The sequence below is a fragment of the Bombella apis genome (assembly GCF_018221685.1).
Lineage (GTDB): Bacteria > Pseudomonadota > Alphaproteobacteria > Acetobacterales > Acetobacteraceae > Bombella > Bombella apis.
The window spans coordinates 458,015-475,670 of the sequence record NZ_JAGJTM010000004.1 but is presented as its reverse complement, the minus strand read 5'-3'; the positions used below and the strand labels follow the sequence as shown (position 1 = coordinate 475,670).

13 protein-coding genes and 1 tRNA gene are annotated in these 17,656 nt (G+C 56.8%); 3 read left to right on the top strand and 11 right to left on the bottom strand.

Going from position 1 to position 17,656, the window contains the following annotated elements:
- Positions 1–31 precede the first annotated feature (31 nt).
- The 3 genes from J8Z04_RS05345 to polA are packed head-to-tail and all read right to left on the bottom strand — an operon-like array spanning position 32 to position 4,206.
- A complete protein-coding gene (locus J8Z04_RS05345; protein WP_043560784.1) occupies positions 32–709 on the bottom strand; it encodes an HAD family hydrolase in 678 nt (225 codons plus the stop codon).
- An 18-nt stretch (positions 710–727) separates the two neighbouring features.
- Entirely contained in the window at positions 728–1,390 is a 663-nt protein-coding gene (locus tag J8Z04_RS05340; RefSeq protein WP_192848008.1) for an SCO family protein, read from the bottom strand.
- Between the two features lie 35 nt (positions 1,391–1,425).
- On the bottom strand, positions 1,426–4,206 hold the full coding sequence (gene polA, locus J8Z04_RS05335; protein WP_332067156.1) for a DNA polymerase I: 2,781 nt from the start codon (positions 4,204–4,206) through the stop codon (positions 1,426–1,428).
- Between the two features lie 97 nt (positions 4,207–4,303).
- Here polA and J8Z04_RS05330 point away from each other — a divergent pair, with 97 nt between their 5' ends.
- Together J8Z04_RS05330 and J8Z04_RS05325 are read left to right on the top strand one after the other, a co-directional pair.
- Entirely contained in the window at positions 4,304–5,284 is a 981-nt protein-coding gene (locus tag J8Z04_RS05330; RefSeq protein ID WP_232086309.1) for an alpha/beta fold hydrolase, read from the top strand.
- Positions 5,285–5,354: 70 nt separating this feature from the next.
- Positions 5,355–5,431: transfer RNA gene (locus tag J8Z04_RS05325), tRNA-Arg, on the top strand.
- Between the two features lie 310 nt (positions 5,432–5,741).
- Here the strand turns inward: J8Z04_RS05325 and J8Z04_RS09455 are convergent.
- The 4 genes from J8Z04_RS09455 to J8Z04_RS05305 form a co-directional block, all read right to left on the bottom strand.
- Complete coding sequence (locus J8Z04_RS09455) at positions 5,742–7,265, bottom strand: LA2681 family HEPN domain-containing protein (RefSeq protein ID WP_192848007.1); 1,524 nt, start codon at positions 7,263–7,265, stop codon at positions 5,742–5,744.
- 350 nt (positions 7,266–7,615) lie between these two features.
- Positions 7,616–8,812 (bottom strand): Dyp-type peroxidase, encoded by a 1,197-nt coding sequence (locus J8Z04_RS05315; protein WP_192848006.1) that lies wholly within the window; start codon positions 8,810–8,812, stop codon positions 7,616–7,618.
- 10 nt (positions 8,813–8,822) lie between these two features.
- Positions 8,823–9,989: an NHL repeat-containing protein gene (locus J8Z04_RS05310; protein WP_143539796.1), complete on the bottom strand. Its 1,167-nt coding sequence runs from the start codon at positions 9,987–9,989 to the stop codon at positions 8,823–8,825.
- Positions 9,990–9,999: 10 nt separating this feature from the next.
- Entirely contained in the window at positions 10,000–11,487 is a 1,488-nt protein-coding gene (locus tag J8Z04_RS05305) for a carbohydrate porin (RefSeq protein ID WP_081562965.1), read from the bottom strand.
- A gap of 247 nt (positions 11,488–11,734) precedes the next feature.
- Here J8Z04_RS05305 and J8Z04_RS05300 point away from each other — a divergent pair, with 247 nt between their 5' ends.
- Positions 11,735–12,163, top strand: coding sequence for an EamA family transporter (locus J8Z04_RS05300; protein WP_043561539.1), 429 nt, complete (start codon positions 11,735–11,737; stop codon positions 12,161–12,163).
- A 120-nt stretch (positions 12,164–12,283) separates the two neighbouring features.
- Here the strand turns inward: J8Z04_RS05300 and J8Z04_RS05295 are convergent, their stop codons facing one another.
- The 4 genes from J8Z04_RS05295 to J8Z04_RS05280 all read right to left on the bottom strand — a co-directional run bounded on the left by J8Z04_RS05295 (position 12,284) and on the right by J8Z04_RS05280 (position 17,655).
- Positions 12,284–13,699 carry an amino acid permease gene (locus tag J8Z04_RS05295; protein ID WP_052349139.1) on the bottom strand — a complete coding sequence of 472 codons (1,416 nt, stop codon included), beginning with the start codon at positions 13,697–13,699 and terminating at the stop codon, positions 12,284–12,286.
- Positions 13,700–13,833: 134 nt separating this feature from the next.
- On the bottom strand, positions 13,834–15,363 hold the full coding sequence (locus J8Z04_RS05290) for an alginate export family protein (RefSeq protein WP_192848005.1): 1,530 nt from the start codon (positions 15,361–15,363) through the stop codon (positions 13,834–13,836).
- A 248-nt stretch (positions 15,364–15,611) separates the two neighbouring features.
- Positions 15,612–17,060 (bottom strand): alginate export family protein, encoded by a 1,449-nt coding sequence (locus J8Z04_RS05285; RefSeq protein ID WP_332067140.1) that lies wholly within the window; start codon positions 17,058–17,060, stop codon positions 15,612–15,614.
- A 247-nt stretch (positions 17,061–17,307) separates the two neighbouring features.
- Complete coding sequence (locus J8Z04_RS05280; protein ID WP_197981594.1) at positions 17,308–17,655, bottom strand: hypothetical protein; 348 nt, start codon at positions 17,653–17,655, stop codon at positions 17,308–17,310.
- Position 17,656 lies beyond the last annotated feature (1 nt).

Below are 17,656 nucleotides of genomic sequence, written 5' to 3'. Positions count from 1 at the left end.
TGTTCCGTATGAACCTGTCCGCCGGGTTCTGTCAGCTTTCCGTTTCTGACAGCAGATTCGGCAGTTCCCACAAGCTGTCAAACTGATAGGTAGGTTTCATCTCCCTGCAAACCTCTGCCACACCGTGACCGTAACTGGCCCAGCAGACATCCATGCCAAGGGTCTGGGCAAACCCGATATCCGCTGTCGTATCACCCACCATGAGGCACTGCTCCGCCCCCCAGCCCGGCAGCATATGGGCCAGACGCTGCGTGAAAACCTCCTTCTCCGGCTTGCGGGGCAGCCCCTCTTCAGCACCGATGGACGCCTCAAAAAACGGCTCCAGCTGAAACCGGGCAAGGCTGTGCCGCAGGGTCGGGCCGTGCTTGTTGCTTACGGCAATCATCCTGTAGCCCCGCCCCTGGAGAATCTGGAGCACCTCATGGGCTCCGTCATACAGATAGGTTTCTTCCTCATCCGCCTGGGCATAACGCTGGCGGTAGGCAGCCACATAACGCTGGGCCTCATCCATGGAGGCCCCTTCATCCACAATGTTCTGATAGAACCCCTGTAGCGCATCCCCCTTGCCCAGCCGCTCCTTCAGGTAGGAACGGGGCGGTGGCGTCCGGCCGATATCCGTGAAGGCCTCCTCCAGACTCCGCAGGATGGCAGGGCGGGTCTCGGCCAAAGTGCCGTCATAATCCAGCAGAAGAATGGGGTAACGTAGCATGTGGGCTCTTCCTTGCTCTCAATTCTGTCCTGAACGGGCCATGATCTGTTCCAGACCCGCCGTCAGACCAGCTGCATCATCCGTCACGGGCAGCGTGTCAGCGTAATGTCCTTCCGGTGTCATGACCACAAAAGATGGAGCCGACTGATAGTAACTCTGCCCCGGCTCCAACGCATAGGGCGCATGGTAGAGGCGTGTCATGGCCTGTGTCATGTTCGGGGTCGCAAAGACCGGGAAGATGTGCGGGGCTACGCCCATCACATAGTCCTTCAGCGTGTCCGGGTCTTCCGCCCGGGCATCCAGCGAGACGACCAGAGGCAGGACAAGCTGGCCTTTCTGCTTCATCGTCACGAGGGTCTGGTCCAGAGCCTTGAGCGGAGGCTGGCAGCGTTCCGGCGGGCAGCGTGGGTCCACAAACCAGACGACCGTCCATGAGCCCCGGAAATCACCTTCCGTCACCATGCCACCACCAAGGGAAAAGACCCGGAAGGAGCCGCCCACCACATTGCCCTGTGCGTGAACCCGTGCCCCTTCATCCGCCCCTGTGGAGAGCCAGTAACCACCATAGCCCAGCAGCCCTGCCAGCAGGATCAGCCCCAGAACGACCAGCCCGGCCCGACGGACGACTGTTTTCTTCGGGTCAGTTTCCGGGCCTGCCCCGGTCTTCGAACGGTCCGTCATGTCTGTTCCTGTCTCCTCATTCCTGTCCGGCTGCATCAGTGCGCCTCAGCCCAGTTCTGGCCAAGCCCCGTTTCCACGGAAAGAGCGACATCTAGCCTGGCCACGGATTCCATGACCTCCCTCACGAGGGCCGCCGTCTCCTCAGCCTCGGCTTCCGGGACTTCAAAAAGCAGCTCATCATGTACCTGAAGCAGCATCCGGGCCTTCAGCCCGGCCTCGGCCAGACGGTCCGGCAGGGTGACCATGGCCTTCTTGATGATGTCCGCCGCTCCACCCTGCAGGGGAGCATTGATGGCCTGACGCTCGGCATAGGACCGCTGCGCTGCCTGCTTTGCCGTGATTCCCGGCACATAACAGCGGCGACCGAAGGGGGTCAGCACATAGCCCTTCTCCCGGGCCTCTTCCTTCATCTTTTCCATATAATCCCGGATACCGGGATAGCGGTCAAAATAGGCCTCGATATAGCGTCTGGCCTCACCCTGCGGCACCTGAAGCTGCCGGGCCAGCCCGAAGGCCGAAATGCCGTAAATGATGCCGAAATTGATGGCCTTGGCCCGTCGCCTTGTCAGCGGGTCCATCTCTTCCAACGGGATGCCGAACACTTCAGACGCCGTGCGGGCATGGATGTCCTGCCCGTGACGGAAGGCATCCAGCAGTGGCTCAATCTGCGCCACATGGGCCAGAAGGCGCAGCTCGATCTGGCTGTAATCGGCAGACAGAAGCCTGTACCCCGGAGCCGCCACGAAAGCCTGACGGATGCGTGCCCCCTCCTCCGTGCGGATGGGAATGTTCTGGAGGTTCGGCTCGTTGGAGGAGAGACGCCCCGTAGTCGTGGTCGTCATCTGGAAGGTGGTATGCACACGCTGGGTCTTCGGGTCCATCAGCTTGAGCAGCGCATCCGCATAGGTGGATTTCAGCTTGGCCAGACGCCGCCAGTTCAGGATGGCCGTCGGCAGATCATGGCCCTGCTCGGCCAGCTCTTCCAGCACACGGGAATCCGTTCCCCACGAGCCCGTTTTGGTGCGCTTGCCACCGGGAAGGCCCATCTCATCAAACAGGATTTCCCCCAGCTGCTTGGGCGATCCGATGTTGAAGGGCCGCCCCGCACGGTCATGAATCCCCTGTTCCATCTCCGCCATGCGGGTGGCAAAATCCTCCGACAGGCGGCGCAGCTCATCGGCGTCCACCCGCACGCCAGCTTCCTCCATGCGCTCCAGAACGGTGATGAGCGGGCGTTCCATTTCCTCATACAGGGCCGCCGCCTTCTGGCGGGGCAGCGTCACACGCAGCACCTCCCAGAGGCGCAGCGTCACGTCGGCGTCTTCCGCTGCATAGGCAGTCGCTTTATCCAGCGGCACCTGCGTGAAAGGCACCCGGTTGCGCCCCTTGCCCGTCACGTCATCATAGGGAATGGGGGTATGATCCAGATGCAGGCGGGAGAGTTCATCCATGCCCTGCCCGTGCGCCCCGGCGGACTGGGCGTAGGACAGCAGCATTGTATCATCCAGCGGGGCAATGACCTCCAGACCGGCCTGCCGCAGGATGGTGAGGTCATATTTTGCATTCTGAAAAATCTTCAGGACGGCCTCATCGGCCATCAGCGGGGCCAGCTGATCCAGCGTTGCCTTCACGTCCAGCTGGTCGCCCACGGGAGCTTCCAGCGTGCCTTCATGACGGAACGGCACATAACAGGCCCTGCCCGGAGCCACGGCCAGAGACAGGCCAACAATTTCGGCCGTGCGGGCGTTCAGGCCGGTTGTTTCCGTATCCACGGCCACACGTCCTGCGGCACGGGCGGCGTTGATCCACCGGGCCAGCGTGTCCCTGTCCGTGACGGTCTCATAGGGACCGAAAGGAGCCTCACTGCGGGGTATCTCCCCGGCATCCTGCCCCTCTGCCGCAGCTGAGGCCGGGCTGGCCTCGGGCCTGCGCTGTGCCGGGTGACGGGCCTTGCCGCCAAAACCCATGCGCTGGAGAATGGAAGAGAACCCCATGCTCTCCAGCCAGCTCCGCAACGTTTCGGCGTCCGGCTCACGGGGCCGCAGCTCATCGACAGGTGTCGGCACGGCCACATCATCCGCCAGCAGGACAAGCTGCCGGGAGATGCGGGCACCTTCGGCATGGTCGATCAGGTTCTGCCGCCTTTTAGAGGGCTTCATCCCGGGGGCTGCCGCCAGAACGGCCTCCAGCGATCCATATTCATTGATCAGCTGCGCCGCTCCCTTGGGGCCGATGCCCGGCACGCCCGGCACGTTGTCGGTGGAATCCCCCATGAGGGCCTGCACATCCACCACCTTGTCCGGCGTGACGCCAAACTTGGCTTCAACCTCGGCCAGACCGATGGGCTTCTGCTTCATCGGGTCTTTCAGGGAAACACCGGGGCGGACAAGCTGCATCAGGTCCTTGTCTGACGAGATGATGGTGCAGCTGCCGCCCTGCTCCACGACCAGGCGGGCATAGGTCGCCAGCAGGTCATCCGCCTCCCAGCCCGGCAGCTCGATGGCCGGAATCCCGAACTGGTCGGTTGCCTGACGGATGAGGTCGAACTGGGGGCGCAGGTCTTCCGGCGGTTCGGGGCGATGGGCTTTATAATCAGGGTAAATGTCGTTACGGAATGTCCTGCGGCCTGCATCGAAGATCACGGCCATCGGCTGGCCTTCATGCTCCTTGATGAGCCGGGAGAGCATGTTGGTGAAGCCATAGACGGCATTGACGGGCACACCCTCCGGGCTGCTCATGGGGGGAATGGCAAAGAAGGCACGGAAAATGAACCCCGAACCATCCACCAGAACCAGATGTGTGTTTTCTGACGTCACGCCGTCTTTCTCCCCTGCCCGTGCTGGCAGATCAGTCTTGCAGATGCTTTCTTCTCTAGCCGATTTCCGCCGTTTTAAAAACGGCTCCCTGTCCGTCATGTCCGCATTTCTGCTCATGGGCCTGCCCGGAGGATGCCAGACACCCCCAGCCCCCCGGAGCCTGCCCCACCGCCCGGCCGAGGCGGCTTACATCCCAGCCAGTGCGACAATTGCCCTCTCCGATGGCCGCAGAGCACCGGTACGGCTCTACCCGGCAACTGTTCCCCAACGTGGTATCATTCTGGCCTTTCATGGCTTTGGAGACAGCCGGGACGCCTGGGAGGTCATGGCCCCGGCCCTCAACAGGGCGGGCTTTCTCATCGTCGCACCGGACGTGCGGGGCTTTGGCGAATTCCCCGCCAAGGGGGGATGGAGCACGACCGACAGGATGGTTGCCGATGCCGTGGAGGAAGCCCGCTGGTGCCAGCAGCGCTGGCCCGGCCAGCCCCTCCATCTGATGGGGGAAAGCATGGGGGGTGCCCTTGCCCTCCTGACCAGCACGTCCCTGTCGACTCCCCGCCCTGACGGGCTGATCCTTCTGGCCCCGGCCATCATGACGATTGGTGAGCCGTGGCAGACCCTTCTGGAAGGCTGGAACCTCATCACGCCACAGGCACGGCTGACGGGTGCGCATATGCCGGGGCATCATGTCGCCACGGCCAATCTTCGGGCCATGCGCCGCATGTTCTTCGACCCGCTGACCCGCCACGGCACGAACGTGCACGCCCTGAGAGGGCTGACGCATCTGATGGCCCATGCGCTGGAGCAGGCACCCTCCGTACAGATACCGACCCTGCTCATCTGGGGAGACAGGGACCAGTTCGTCCCCGCCTCTGCCACACGTCGGCTGATACGGCAGGCTCCACCGTCCCTCTTCCGGCTGGATGAGCTGCCCCGTGGGTATCACCTCATCACCCGTGAACCGCAGGACCGTCCGGCCAGGGACATCATCTCATGGATCGAGCGGCCTGACCGTTTTCTCCCCTCTGGCGGAGACAGTGCCGCCACCATGTGGCTCTGGCTGGAACAGACACGCTGACATGGATAAAAAAAGAGTGCCGCAAGGGCTAGGCAAGCACGCCACTTGCCGTTAAAAGTACCGCCAACGGGGACCCGTAGCTCAGCTGGATAGAGCGTTGCCCTCCGAAGGCAAAGGTCGCGCGTTCGAATCGCGCCGGGTCCACCATGGATTTTCCCCAGCTTTCTGATGTCTTTTTACCGTCGAAGGCAAATACAGTGCCACAAAGAATTGACTCAGGTTTGACTTGAGCTATGAGGTCTCCCGTGTCCTGATCGGACCACTATCCTGATAGTTCTTGGTACGCTATCCGTCCCCGTCCAACCTAATACAGCAAAAAGACAATTATTACTAAAAGTTGGACAAGAATTAGAATGACGGTATCAAAAAATTCAGAGACGAGCGTGCCATTCCCACGCTAGAGCAAGTAAGATTGTGCTCCACCATGAATTGTCGAATAAAATCTAAAAAAACACAGCTACATTCTTCTAAAATCAGGAACATCAATTTCCAAACAAACACCCTCTCTATTTTTCGATAATATATCCTCATTCTGTTTTATCGACAAAACAAGTATTTGCAACGCAGATCGTGCAATACGAAGTGCCTGAAGAACCTCATCCTGAAATTGTGAGAATTCGTATCTTTTTATTTCATCAAAAATTCTTTCTTCTTCAGGAAACTCAGGAAACAAATATTCATGCAATATCATAAAACGATGTGTTGAGGAATTTCGTATGTTTTTGTGTGCATTAAAAATGCCATTTCCAGAGTTATAATCTCCTGACAATTCAACCAGACCATAAAGGGCTCGAACACCAGAATTGATTATTTCTTTAAATTTATCTTTTAGAGAAGACTCTCCATTTAAACCTTTAGGAACACGCCACAGCTTGCTAAAATTTGTACCTTTCATATTCTCGCCAATTTCAAAATATCTGTTAATAAAAACGGATATTTTATCCAAAATATCTAACACAGAACGATGGGCCAAAATAAGGGCCGATACATCCGCTCCATATAAAGCACCATCAGATGTACTGGCAAACCCTTCTATATCCGCCCAGTGATCTCTATCTAAAGCCCTCCATGTCAGATCACGTGCCAGGATATAATCACTTTTCAGCATATTAAACATGGAAAATATGATTGGCTGACCTTCACCTACCGGGACTACGATTCCGGGCAAACACAGCCAATCCAAGGTTTCTGAAGTAGAATTCACGGCCTCCAAAACCGGCGCAAGGGCAAGGCGTTCATCTTTAACCCATTGCACATAAAGACTCTCAGACGAAGGTTGAGACAAAGGTTCATCCCACTGATTCACAAAATTCAGAATATTGTCAGCTTCTTTTTGACTGGTGTATTCGGTCAGTCTCTCCTTATTCAGCCTTACAATTCTACTCAGTCTTCTTATCTGTTCAAGAGTCGCATCAGACCCCATTCCCTGTTGATACAAATAAAAGAGATTCCGCGCCGCACAACAGGCCGCAACCCCATTCTTCAGGTCTGCCCTCAGAGCAAAAAACCATGCATCCTGCGCATCTCCATATCGGAAACTAGCGGAAAATTGATTTCCAAGATTTGTCAAAGCAACTGATCTGAGTTTATTGTGAAACTTGCCGCCGTCTGCTGCACTCCAGAAATATTGACGTATTTTGTTACGGTCATGCCGTGTTCTCTCCTGATGATCCAACCAACCTTCATCATGTGGCGGCGTACCAACCATGGCACATATGCCATTTGCTAAGTTATAGGCCGTTCCAGGATTGGGACGTTTTTCATGACACGTCTGGAATACTCTTAAGCCTTCTTCAATAACGTTCCTTTCCCCTATGAGACTTCCAGCATTAACCAAAATACAGGCCTTCACATATTCCAGATCAAAATAATCTATAGAATCCTTAACTGTTAATTTTAGTTTTTTCACTTCACGAATCGCTTCTCTAGGATTCGTGTTCAATAATTTCTGTAAGCGATATTCAATTTCATGAATTTTCACTGTCAGTCTCTCGGCCTCTTAACTGTATTACTTTTCTTTCATTCCGTACTTTTTATCAAAAAATATACAAACATGAAGAAGAAAGAAATGCCCTCCTCTACAATTCCACTTTCAAAAAGATACCCAACATCTTTCTCATCTCCAAGTATCACATGCATCACCTTATCAAACAACAGAATAACCCTTTAAAGTTTTTGATCTCCAAGAAAACTTAATCGTTAATGATAATAGAATTTAAGCCACCTCAACCTACTGACTATCCATGAAATAAGGGATGACAAAAATACGCCCACTATCCTCATTACAAATTTTAGAAAAAGCCTTCCCCACACAAAAGAGGAACTAGCCCCTCACCCCAGCAGCTCCTCGCCCACATAATGACCATCAAGACGCCCCGGGCAGGCGAACAGGCCACTGCCTATGTGGGTCGTGTATTGGTTCATCATGTCGAATTTCGACATGCGCTCGAATATCCTGGTGAAGGCCGTGCGGGGGTCCTGCTGATAGGCGAGGAACATCAGCCCGGCGTCAAACTCGTTGCCCTGCCGCCACGGGGGCCAGCGTTCGGCAATGTAGCTCAAACCGTTATCATAGGAATAAGACCGCCTCAGCAGCTCCGCACCGCCATTCTCCTGCGGGGCGGCAAGGCGGGCGTGAGCATTTTCAGACGTGACAGGATTCCCGTCTTTGTCGGTCTGGCTGAGAGTCAGCGGCTCATTCTCATGATGGCCACCAATGGGGGCACCGCTCTGCTTCTGACGCCCCATCGTCTCCTCCTGAAAGCCCGTCCTCGTACGGTCCCAATGCTCCAGGGCAATGCGGATGATGCGGGCCACAAGATAGGTTCCCCCCTGCATCCACGCTTCGTCCGTCGGGGCTGCCCAGAGGACCCGCTTCGCCACGGCGGGATTGGCTATATCGGGCTGTATGGTGCCATCCTTGAAGCCCATCAGATTGCGGGGTGTCTGATGCCGGCCAAACTCCGGTGAAAAACCGGTCTGTGCCCAGCGTGGGGTTGCCCTGCCGTCGGCCAGACGGGCCAGAATGCGGATGGCATGAAAGGCCGTCTGCGGATCCGTCGCACAGCTCTGGATGCAGACATCACCCCCCGTATGGGCCGGAACGAGTTGATCCCCCGTAAAGCGGGGCAGGTCGGCCAGCGGAGCCGGACGCCGGTCCGCAAGACCATACCGGTCTTTCCCCTCCTTCGTGAACAGCCCCGGCCCGAAGCCGAAGGTCAGGGTCAGGCTCGCCGGCTCCAGACCATCCACATCACCGGAATCAACAAGATGCGGGGCGGGCCGGTGCGCCATCAGGGCCTCGGCGGCCTCCGTCCATGCCCTCATCATGTCGGCCACATCGGCCTTCTTCTCCGCCGTGAGATCAAACGTGATGAAATACAGGAACGGCAGCTGCGGCAGCATGATGCCAGGCTGATGACGCAGGGAAGAGGCCATCGCAAGGCTGGTGGCGGGGCGCATCAGCTCCAGCCCTGCCAGCCCCAGCGCCCCCCCCAGAAGAGTGCGGCGGGAAAGAGAAAATGTCATGGTTCTACTTTCACGGAAGGGCAACATTGAGCGTGTTCATGTCATCTTCGACATAATAGAATCCCCTGTTGTCAGGGGTCATCGCCAGACCGAACAGGTCGCCATTGCCCGGGGGCTGCTGGGCCTGGTCATTGTCCACCCACTGGGCATAGAGCTGTTTCTTCGCCACGGGGTCTATCTCGACAACCTGCCCGTTGCGCCCGTTGGCCACCAGCAGGTGATGCCCCGGCACCCAGATCATCGCCAGTGGCCAGTTGAGCAGCTGCCCTCTGGTGATGATGCGCCCTACGGCATCATTCTGACGTGTCACGGGGGTCGTGCGGTTCACGGCATCATCAATGGCCGTGACCTCCTCATCATAGCCATCCGTGACATACAGCGTGCCGTCACTGTCCAGAGCCAGTCCGGTTGGCCCAAAAAGAAAATTGTCACGATCGGCACGACCGGCAAACCCGGTCGCTATGATTGACTGTCTGTCCAGCACAGGGGGCTTACCCGGCGGAACATGCAGATTGAAACGCATGACCGTCGCATTGTGCAGGATGGGTGGATAATGCGTTGCCGGGTCCAGAACATAGGGGCTTGGCAGCCCCGCCGCCGCCATGGAGATGAAAAGCGTGGCCGTGTCTCCGTTATCAATGCTGGCAATATTCCCCCACGGCCCCGTAATGTCCGGTCCTTTCCACGCCGTGGCGAATTTTCCGTTGGCATCAAAAACCAGAAGGCAGCCATCCCCCTTCGTGCCTGTTGTCCCATCCTTGCTTGGCGTGCTGCCAACAATGACCCAGCCCGCCTTGAGCACCGTTAGGGCTGTCGTGAAGCCGATCCCCCCCGGGCAGGCTGCCAGATTGGCAGGGGCACTGGCAAACAGGCGTATGTTTTTTGTCACGGGCGAATAGGCCACGATGGTCGTGCCGGTTCCCTGAAGATTGTTCACATTATTGAAGTTGGTGATGAGCACTTCATCCTTCTTCAGGCTGCCCATATCCTGCGGCACCAGATAAATCGCATAGGGATTGAGATCACCATTGCCCGGACTTGTGGAAGCCAGCATGGCATGGCGGCGGATGGTCTCCAGAAACCCCTTCGGAGCAGCCTCCCCTCCCTGTGGAGCAGACACGGCGGCGAAAGCGAGGCAGGCCAGGCCGGGCAGCATTCTGCGTAGAAACTGTTTCATGAAGCACCTCCTACAGGGCAATGATCGCACGCAGACCAAGGACGGCAATGTCCTTCACGCGCCTGTCAGGGTGGAGAGTGTTCGGCACCCCACCTGACGGATTGAAAATGTACTGGAAGTCCGGCTGGAGCTGGAGCCAGCCTGTCATCTGGCACTGATACATCAGCTCCATGTAGGTTTCCCCGCTCTGGGACGGCATGTAGCTCCCGTTGTAGAACCGGGTCGCCCTGTCAAATTTGGCCAGCGCCTTGCTGAAATGCGTGTAGCCCATGGCAAGCCCCAGCGTGTCATCCTGCCGGTATGGCAGCGGGTCCTTGAACGTGAAGCCGAAATTCAGGCTGAAATCGTTGGGCGCACGGTCGGACTGCGGCGTCCCCATCGCCCGGCCAAAGACATTGAATGTCCGGTTGGGATCGTAATGGCTGTGCCACAGCATCTGGTCCACCACCGCATACAGGCTGAAAAGGCCACGGTGACGGCGGGCCACGCCACTGCTTGCCGGAGACGCAAGCGGCACGTGCATGTTGTCCCAGTACTGGTCCGCAAAAGGCTCGGAATCATACCAGGCCCCGATGCGATAGACCCGTGAGAGCGCATCGGCCTGATCTGGCGAGACCATGGCCCCCAGGGCGGGATAGACATACTGGAACTCCACCAGAGCCAGCACACCCCGGTTCAACACGAAACTCGTCCCGGATGGATTGCTCTTCTGAGCATCCACACTGACATTATGAGCAGGACTGCCACTGAACACGCCAGCCTGCACATATAATGGTGTGGCCATCCAGTATTTCGCCCTCACCCCCAGTGAGGAGAGCGGATAGGCCGGTCCGCCACCGGGCATGTCCGCCGAAGGCACCATGGGCCAGCCGAACATGGTGTTGGCAAACACGAGCGCATTGCTGCTCACCATCCATTCCTGGTCCAGGCTCTGCTGGCCGATCTTTATGTCCAGAGCCTGCTGGTCCAGAAATTTCTGGTCAAACCACATTTCCCACAGGCGGGTGGAACGGTCTGCCTCGATCCCGCTGATGGTCTGGGCCACCTGAAGATTGTCATCACTGAGACTGCGCCCATGTATCTGTTCCATGCTGACCTGAAAGGTACCGCCGTACCAGCCAAAGGCCCGCTGCGTATTCAGTTGCAGCACCGCAACAGTCAGGCCGTCATAGGCGGCTCCCCGCCGTGTTCCCCCCGTGACATTGCCGAAAATCTCCGACGTCTCCTGAAGGGCAAAAACCAGCCCCGCCTTCCCCATGGCTGTCCGCAGGCCCCACATGCTGCCGAGCAGGTTGGAATCCCGTTTCCAGTTTGACAGAAACCCGAAGAGGCCGTCTGCACTCTCATCCCCTGCCGCTGCAGCATTGCCCAGATTGACCACGGGGGCACGGGCCTGAGCTGTACTTTCCATGAAAAACGAGAGCAGGCCAATCACTGCAACCTGCACAGCACAATAACGGGACCGGGTGAACAGCCTTCTGAAAGTAAGGGTGGGCATGGCGGCTCCGATAACTGTTAATGATTCTTATTATTGATATCGGAAAAATTTTTCGATTCAATTAAAAATTGATTCTCATTCGCAATTGAAAGACGTTACCAGCACTCTGAACAGCCCATTCCCGTCAAAGAAGCAGAATTGCCATGATGTCTACTCCCCACCATGATTGAAACACGAAGACAGCCCGCAGGCCCATCCGATCATCTTTCAGAACGTCTCTGCCACAATATCAGGAGGACACATCATCATGCTTTCCACCTCATGGGTCTTCTGGGCTCTGCTTTCAGCAGTTTTTGCTGCACTGACAGCTCTGTGCGCCAAGATTGGCGTCAACAACATTGATTCCGACCTGGCCACCTTCATCCGCACGCTGGTCATACTCGGCGTACTGGGGATGATCTTGCTGATTACAGGCAAATTTCACGAGACCAGAGGCTTCAACATGCGGGGCTGCCTGTTCCTGCTATTATCCGGTCTGGCGACGGGGGCCTCATGGCTCTGCTATTTCCGTGCCCTAAAGCTGGGCGATGCTGCCCGTGTTGCCCCCCTTGACAAACTGAGCGTTGTTTTCGTGGCCATACTCAGTGTCACCGTCCTCGGGGAGCAACTCTCCCTCAAGGGCTGGCTGGGAGTCCTGTTCATCGGGCTGGGAGCCATTCTGGTCTCCCTGGGGTAGACCTTTCTCCCCGTTATCAGTCGCCACAAAAAAACGGACCCACCCAGAGGGCAGGTCCGTTTTCTTCAGAAAAGACTCTTCTGTCAGAAGAGGGAGGCAGGCCTTCCCTCTTCCTCCAGCTTACTCGCCTTCTTTACCGGTTTCTTCTTCAACCGCAGCCGGCTCTTCCGTCGTTACGGGAGCCAGACGGCTGGCAAAGTTGCAGGCCATCAGGTAGCAGACGACCGCCGTACCGAGAGAAGCAAAAGCCGTGTTGCGCTCACCCGGATTGATCAGCATGGCCACGAATACCAGAATGATGGCACCCAGGCACAGGAGGCTGAGATACGGGAAAAGCGGCAGGGTGAAGTGCTTGCTCGTCCCAGAGCGTTTGCTCCGGCGGCGCAGCACGATGTACGTCGTGGAAATCAGCGCATATGTCAGCAGGATCAGACCACCACTACAGTTCAGCAGGAAGCCGAAAATCTCGCTCGGTGCAAAGATCGAGGAGAAGGCGACCAGAAGACCAGCCACGGAGCTGATGGTAATGGCCATGCGGGGCGCCTTGTCCGGCGACGTACGCACCAGAAACGCCGGGGCATCCCCCTGGATGGCCAGCTCTGTCAGAATGCGGGACGTGATGTACATGCTGGAGTTCAGGCAGGACAGCACGGCGCTGAGGATGGCGATCTGCATGATCAGCGCAGCACCCGGCACACCCATGGTCTGAAGCACGGCCACGAACGGGGACTTGCCCGGATACAGGCTCCACCACGGCACGATCATCGTGATCAGGCAGATGGAGGAAACGTAGAACATCATGATGCGCAGGCCGAGTGTCCGCGTCACACGGGAGACATTCTGCCCCGGATCAGACGTCTCGGACGCCGCCACGGTGGAGATCTCGGAGCCCATCATGGTGAACAGCACGGTCGGCACCAGCGCCAGCAGCGGCACGATCCCGTTGGGGAAGAGCCCACGACGACCAAACAGGTTGTGATGGACCGGCACACCCGGACCAAAAACATGCAGGACATACAGCAGCGCCAGCAGGATGAAGGCCACGATGGTGAAAACCTTGATGCTGGAAAGCCAGAACTCGCACTCACCAAAAATCTTCGGGGCAAAGAAATTCACAAACTTCATGCTGAGGATGAGGATGATCGACAGCAGCCAGACAGGCAGGTCGATCCAGTCCCGCAGCATCATGGCACCAGCGATGGCTTCCGAGCCGATCACGACCACCCAGAAGAACCAGTAGAGCCAGCCGGAGGCAAAGCCGATCCGGTCACCATGCGCAAGGCGGATATACTCCACGAAGGAGCCACGCCCCGGGTCGCTGACAACGATCTCGCCAAGCATCCGCATGATCCCCATGATCAGGAATCCGACGACAACGAACACAAGCGCAATGCCTGGTCCCGCTTTGGCAATGGCGGCACTGCTACCAACAAAAAGCCCGGCGCCGATCACGCCGCCGAGGGCAATCATCGCAATATGACGACTCGAGAGCCCCTTATCTTCGGCCTGAGCCTGGTCAGTGGTGGGTTCCTTCATGAAAAGGTCCTTATGAATAGTTGGCTGTGCAAATCGCCCATCCAGTAGATGACGGGTTCTCCGCTAAGTCATTCCCATTTTGTAACATCTACTGTCAAAATGGAAGCCGGAACAGATTAAAACTCCGTTCCTTCTCAGAAGTGACGGTAAAAATAAAGCTCCAGCACACCTGATGTCCCATGTATGGGCGGCATAGGCATACCTCCCGGAACACCGGCCTTTGCCAGTGCCTTTCCCGCTGGCCCCGCAAAAGCAACACCGCCAGCAATCGCTCCTGATGTGTTGCCATCAAACGTGTATTCTGCGGAGAAATCAAGCTCATCCGACATGTGGCTCCCCACATTGCGGGACAAACCCGACCCTGTGGGGTAGAGAAAAGACAGGTCGTAGAAATGCAGGCCGAGCTTCAGCTCGTCCGCCTTGCGCAACAGATGGACAGGTGGGACACCTGTCAGATCCACCTGATGGATCTCCATATTGGACAGGGGAGACAGATACATGCCCGTAATTTCCCCCGGCCAGTAGCCACCATAGGTATACCGGCGCCCATCGTACAGAAAGTACGTATCATAATTGTGCTTTGTCCGGCTATGTGGGTTTTTCCCCCCGCTGAAACGGGTGTAACGGTAAAAGACGTGCGGCTTCCATGGCAGGCTGGTGAACGTATAGCCTGGCTCGATATATGTCGAATAGGCACTGACCCCCTTGTAACCATTGCCCGCATGGCTGTTCTGCTCGGAAACGAATGTGCCATAGAGCGTGAAGTGCTTTGAGATGCCCAGCGCCCGGATGGGCACGAACGTACCACCCCAGCTCAGCTGACTGACATTCATCCCCTGCCTGTCCCCACGATTGGCGTAGTCGTAGGCTGAACCGATATTCGCCTTCCGCACATGAAAATAGGTCAGGGTCAGATAAGCCGCCCTGTCCTCGTAGACGGCCCCGCCATCCCCTCCTGGCCTGCTGCGAAACCATGTGATGTCAAACCCCTCAAACTTGGTCTCCGGCCTGTCATTATTGCGGGTCTGCTTGTTGTTGGTGTTGTTCTCCAGCATGAAGACATCCGCCCGCAGCGCCTTCCCCTGATATTTGATGACACCAGGGCCGGAAAAGGCAAACCGGGGCGCATACCACCAGGCGCCACGGTCCCCGGAGCTGTAAGCACCCTTCCCCATCAGAAAGCCATCATCAATCTGGAACTTCTGCCGTCCTCCCTCAATGATCAGCTTCCGCTCCTTGTTGAAGGGCAGGTCTATGCCCAGATTGGCCTCCTCCAGCGTGACCGCACGAGGGGTCCGTGTCGTCTGGGAAATGCTCTCGGCATCGCCATCCCCCAATGTCGTGGAGCCAATGGCCGATGCCTGCCCGAATACGCTGAACCCCCAGGGCGTTTTCCACTGCCCTGCAAGAATGGGTTTGCCGTACAGCTCGGCATATGTCGTATCCTTGATGAGGGCATAGCCGCCCGTCCGCTTTTCACGGTACGACCCTGTCCCGAAGTTGGTATTGGGCAGAAAGAACGCATCACCCCCAATATCCAGAGAGGCCTTGAGAGAAATGTTTCTGGTCGCAACAAGTGTCTGGTCAGCATAAGCGTCAGAAATCACATAAACGTTGCCCAAAGCGGCCAACGAAACGAAGAGTTTCCGCAGTTTTGATGACATATGAGGAACCTTTTGGAAATTTTCCTCACAATTTTATTACAGAAGAACCGTTCCTTGTCTATCGACCGTCTGACTTGTTTATCAGTACAGTCTATGAAATGGAGACAATATAAAATTTATTCTTTTTCTTCATCATGACGATACTGCCTCACGAAAACACGCTCTAAATGGCAGTTTATTAACCCTTCCACGCCCTGTTCCGTATCAAACCGGACAGAAGAACAGAAACGGAATGATGGGCGCTAATATTAAAAATGTTTATAAAAATAAATTTCCATTACACCGGAAGCTCCATGGATCTTCGGCATGGTCTGTCCATCCGGCACGCCAGCCTTGGCCAGTGCCCGCCCTGCTGGACCAGAAAAGGCAGCACCCGCTGCAATCGCACCGGATGTATTCGCATCAAAAGCATATTCTGCTGAAACGTTGACTTCATCCGACATATGTCGCTTCGTACCCGCAGGCAGGCCTGCGCCCGTGGAATACAGATAGGCAAGATCGTAAAAATGCAGGCCAAGCTTCAGCTCATCATCCTTCTTCAGCAGATGGACGGGCGGCACACCGGTAATGTCAAACTGATGGACCTCCATGTTGGAGAGTGGGGACATGTTGTTCCCCACAATCTCCCCCGGCCAGTAACCACCGTACGTGTAACGGGCACCATCATAAAGAAAAAACGTATCGTAATTGTGCTTCGTCCGGCTGTGGGGATCCCGCCCCCCGCTGAAGCGGGTGTAACGGTAGAAAACATGAGGCCGCCACGGAACCCGGGAAAACGTATAGCCCGGTTCCACATAGACGGCATAGGCACTGACCCCCTTGTACCCATTGCCTGCGTGGCTGTTCTGCTCGGAAACAAAATTGCCATAGAAGGTGATGTTCTTCGTGAAGGGGCGGCTCTTCATCGCAAAGGGCGTTCCCCCCCAGCTCAGGGCCGTCACGCTCATACCCTGCCGGTCCGCCCTGTTGGAGTAATCGTAGGCCGCTCCCTTGTCGGCATGGCGGACATAAAAATAGGTCAGCGTGACATAAGCCGCCCGGTCTCCGTAGGACGAGCCGCCATCTCCATCCGGACGGCTGCGGAAGAGCGTCACGTCAAAACCGACAAACTTCGTTTCCGGCTTGTCATTGCCGTAGGTCTGCCGGTTGTTGCTGTTGTTCTCCAGCATGAACACATCGGACCGGATGGATGTCCCCTCATACTTGATGACCCCCGGCCCGGAGAAAGCAAACCGGGGCGCATACCACCATGCCCCACGCTCACCAGAGCTGTAGGCTCCCTTCCCCATGAGAAAACCGTCATCAATCTGGAATTTCTGCCGTCCCCCCTCGATGATCAGACGTCTTTTCCCATTCAGCGGAATCTTCACGCCCAGATTGGCATCCTCAAGATTCACCTGTCGGGGCGTGCCGGAGGTCTGGCTCACGCTCTCTGCATCGCCGTCACCCAACGTCGTGGACCCGATGGCCGAAACCAGCCCGAACACCGAAAAACCCCACGGGGTCTGCCATGTGCCTGAAAGCATGGGCTGGCCATACAGCTCACCAAGACCAACATTTTTCGTGCGTGTGTAATAACCCGCCTTGTGCGGTGCATAAGAGCCCGTGCCAAAATTGGCATTGGGGAAATAAAAGGCATCACCCCCAATATCGAGAGCGGCATTCAGGGTGATATCCTTGCGGGAAAACAGGGTCACGTCCGCAGATGCTTCAGAAGCGGTAAAAACACCAGCCGACATTGCAGCTGTACAAAGCAGTTTCCGCACCCTTGCCGCCATGACCATCCTTATTCTCAGGCTGTTCTGGCGGCTTATTACCTCATGTCTGCCGTATAATCCAGAGAATGCAGCCCAGAGAATGTTACGATCTCGGAAAAATATTTCGAAAGAGCATGCGCCTCATGTTCTCCACAGGCAGCCCGCCTTCCCTCAGCCCGGTACGCCGTCACCGCCGGTGATGCCCCAGACCTGCCCGGTCACGTAGCTGCTCTCCTGAGAGGCCAGGGTGACATAGACCGGCGCAATCTCCACCGGCTGTCCGGGACGGTACTAGGGTGTCTCCTCCCCGAAATGCTGCACGACGGACTGCGGCTGAGCGCCACAGACCTGCAACGGCGTCCAGAACGGCCCTGTGAACGATCTTCTGGCAGGTCGTCTCCTTCCGTATGTCACCCGGCAGAAACACCGCTTTCCGTCCGGCCTTCTGGATCAGTACGGCGACTTCACGGGCATCGCTGTCTTCCTGCGGCAGATAGCTGACGGCAACAGCAGACTGGGAACGAGATGATGCCATT

Excerpts from the sequence above, each read along its gene's own strand:
- J8Z04_RS05345 (WP_043560784.1), bottom strand. The coding sequence starts at position 709 with ATGCTACGTTACCCCATTCTTCTGCTGGATTATGACGGCACTTTGGCC.
- J8Z04_RS05340 (WP_192848008.1), bottom strand. The coding sequence starts at position 1,390 with ATGACGGACCGTTCGAAGACCGGGGCAGGCCCGGAAACTGACCCGAAG.
- J8Z04_RS05330 (WP_232086309.1), top strand. The coding sequence starts at position 4,304 with ATGTCCGCATTTCTGCTCATGGGCCTGCCCGGAGGATGCCAGACACCC.
- J8Z04_RS05315 (WP_192848006.1), bottom strand. The coding sequence starts at position 8,812 with ATGACATTTTCTCTTTCCCGCCGCACTCTTCTGGGGGGGGCGCTGGGG.
- J8Z04_RS05310 (WP_143539796.1), bottom strand. The coding sequence starts at position 9,989 with ATGAAACAGTTTCTACGCAGAATGCTGCCCGGCCTGGCCTGCCTCGCT.
- J8Z04_RS05305 (WP_081562965.1), bottom strand. The coding sequence starts at position 11,487 with ATGCCCACCCTTACTTTCAGAAGGCTGTTCACCCGGTCCCGTTATTGT.
- J8Z04_RS05300 (WP_043561539.1), top strand. The coding sequence starts at position 11,735 with ATGCTTTCCACCTCATGGGTCTTCTGGGCTCTGCTTTCAGCAGTTTTT.
- J8Z04_RS05295 (WP_052349139.1), bottom strand. The coding sequence starts at position 13,699 with ATGAAGGAACCCACCACTGACCAGGCTCAGGCCGAAGATAAGGGGCTC.
- J8Z04_RS05290 (WP_192848005.1), bottom strand. The coding sequence starts at position 15,363 with ATGTCATCAAAACTGCGGAAACTCTTCGTTTCGTTGGCCGCTTTGGGC.
- J8Z04_RS05280 (WP_197981594.1), bottom strand. The coding sequence starts at position 17,655 with ATGGCATCATCTCGTTCCCAGTCTGCTGTTGCCGTCAGCTATCTGCCG.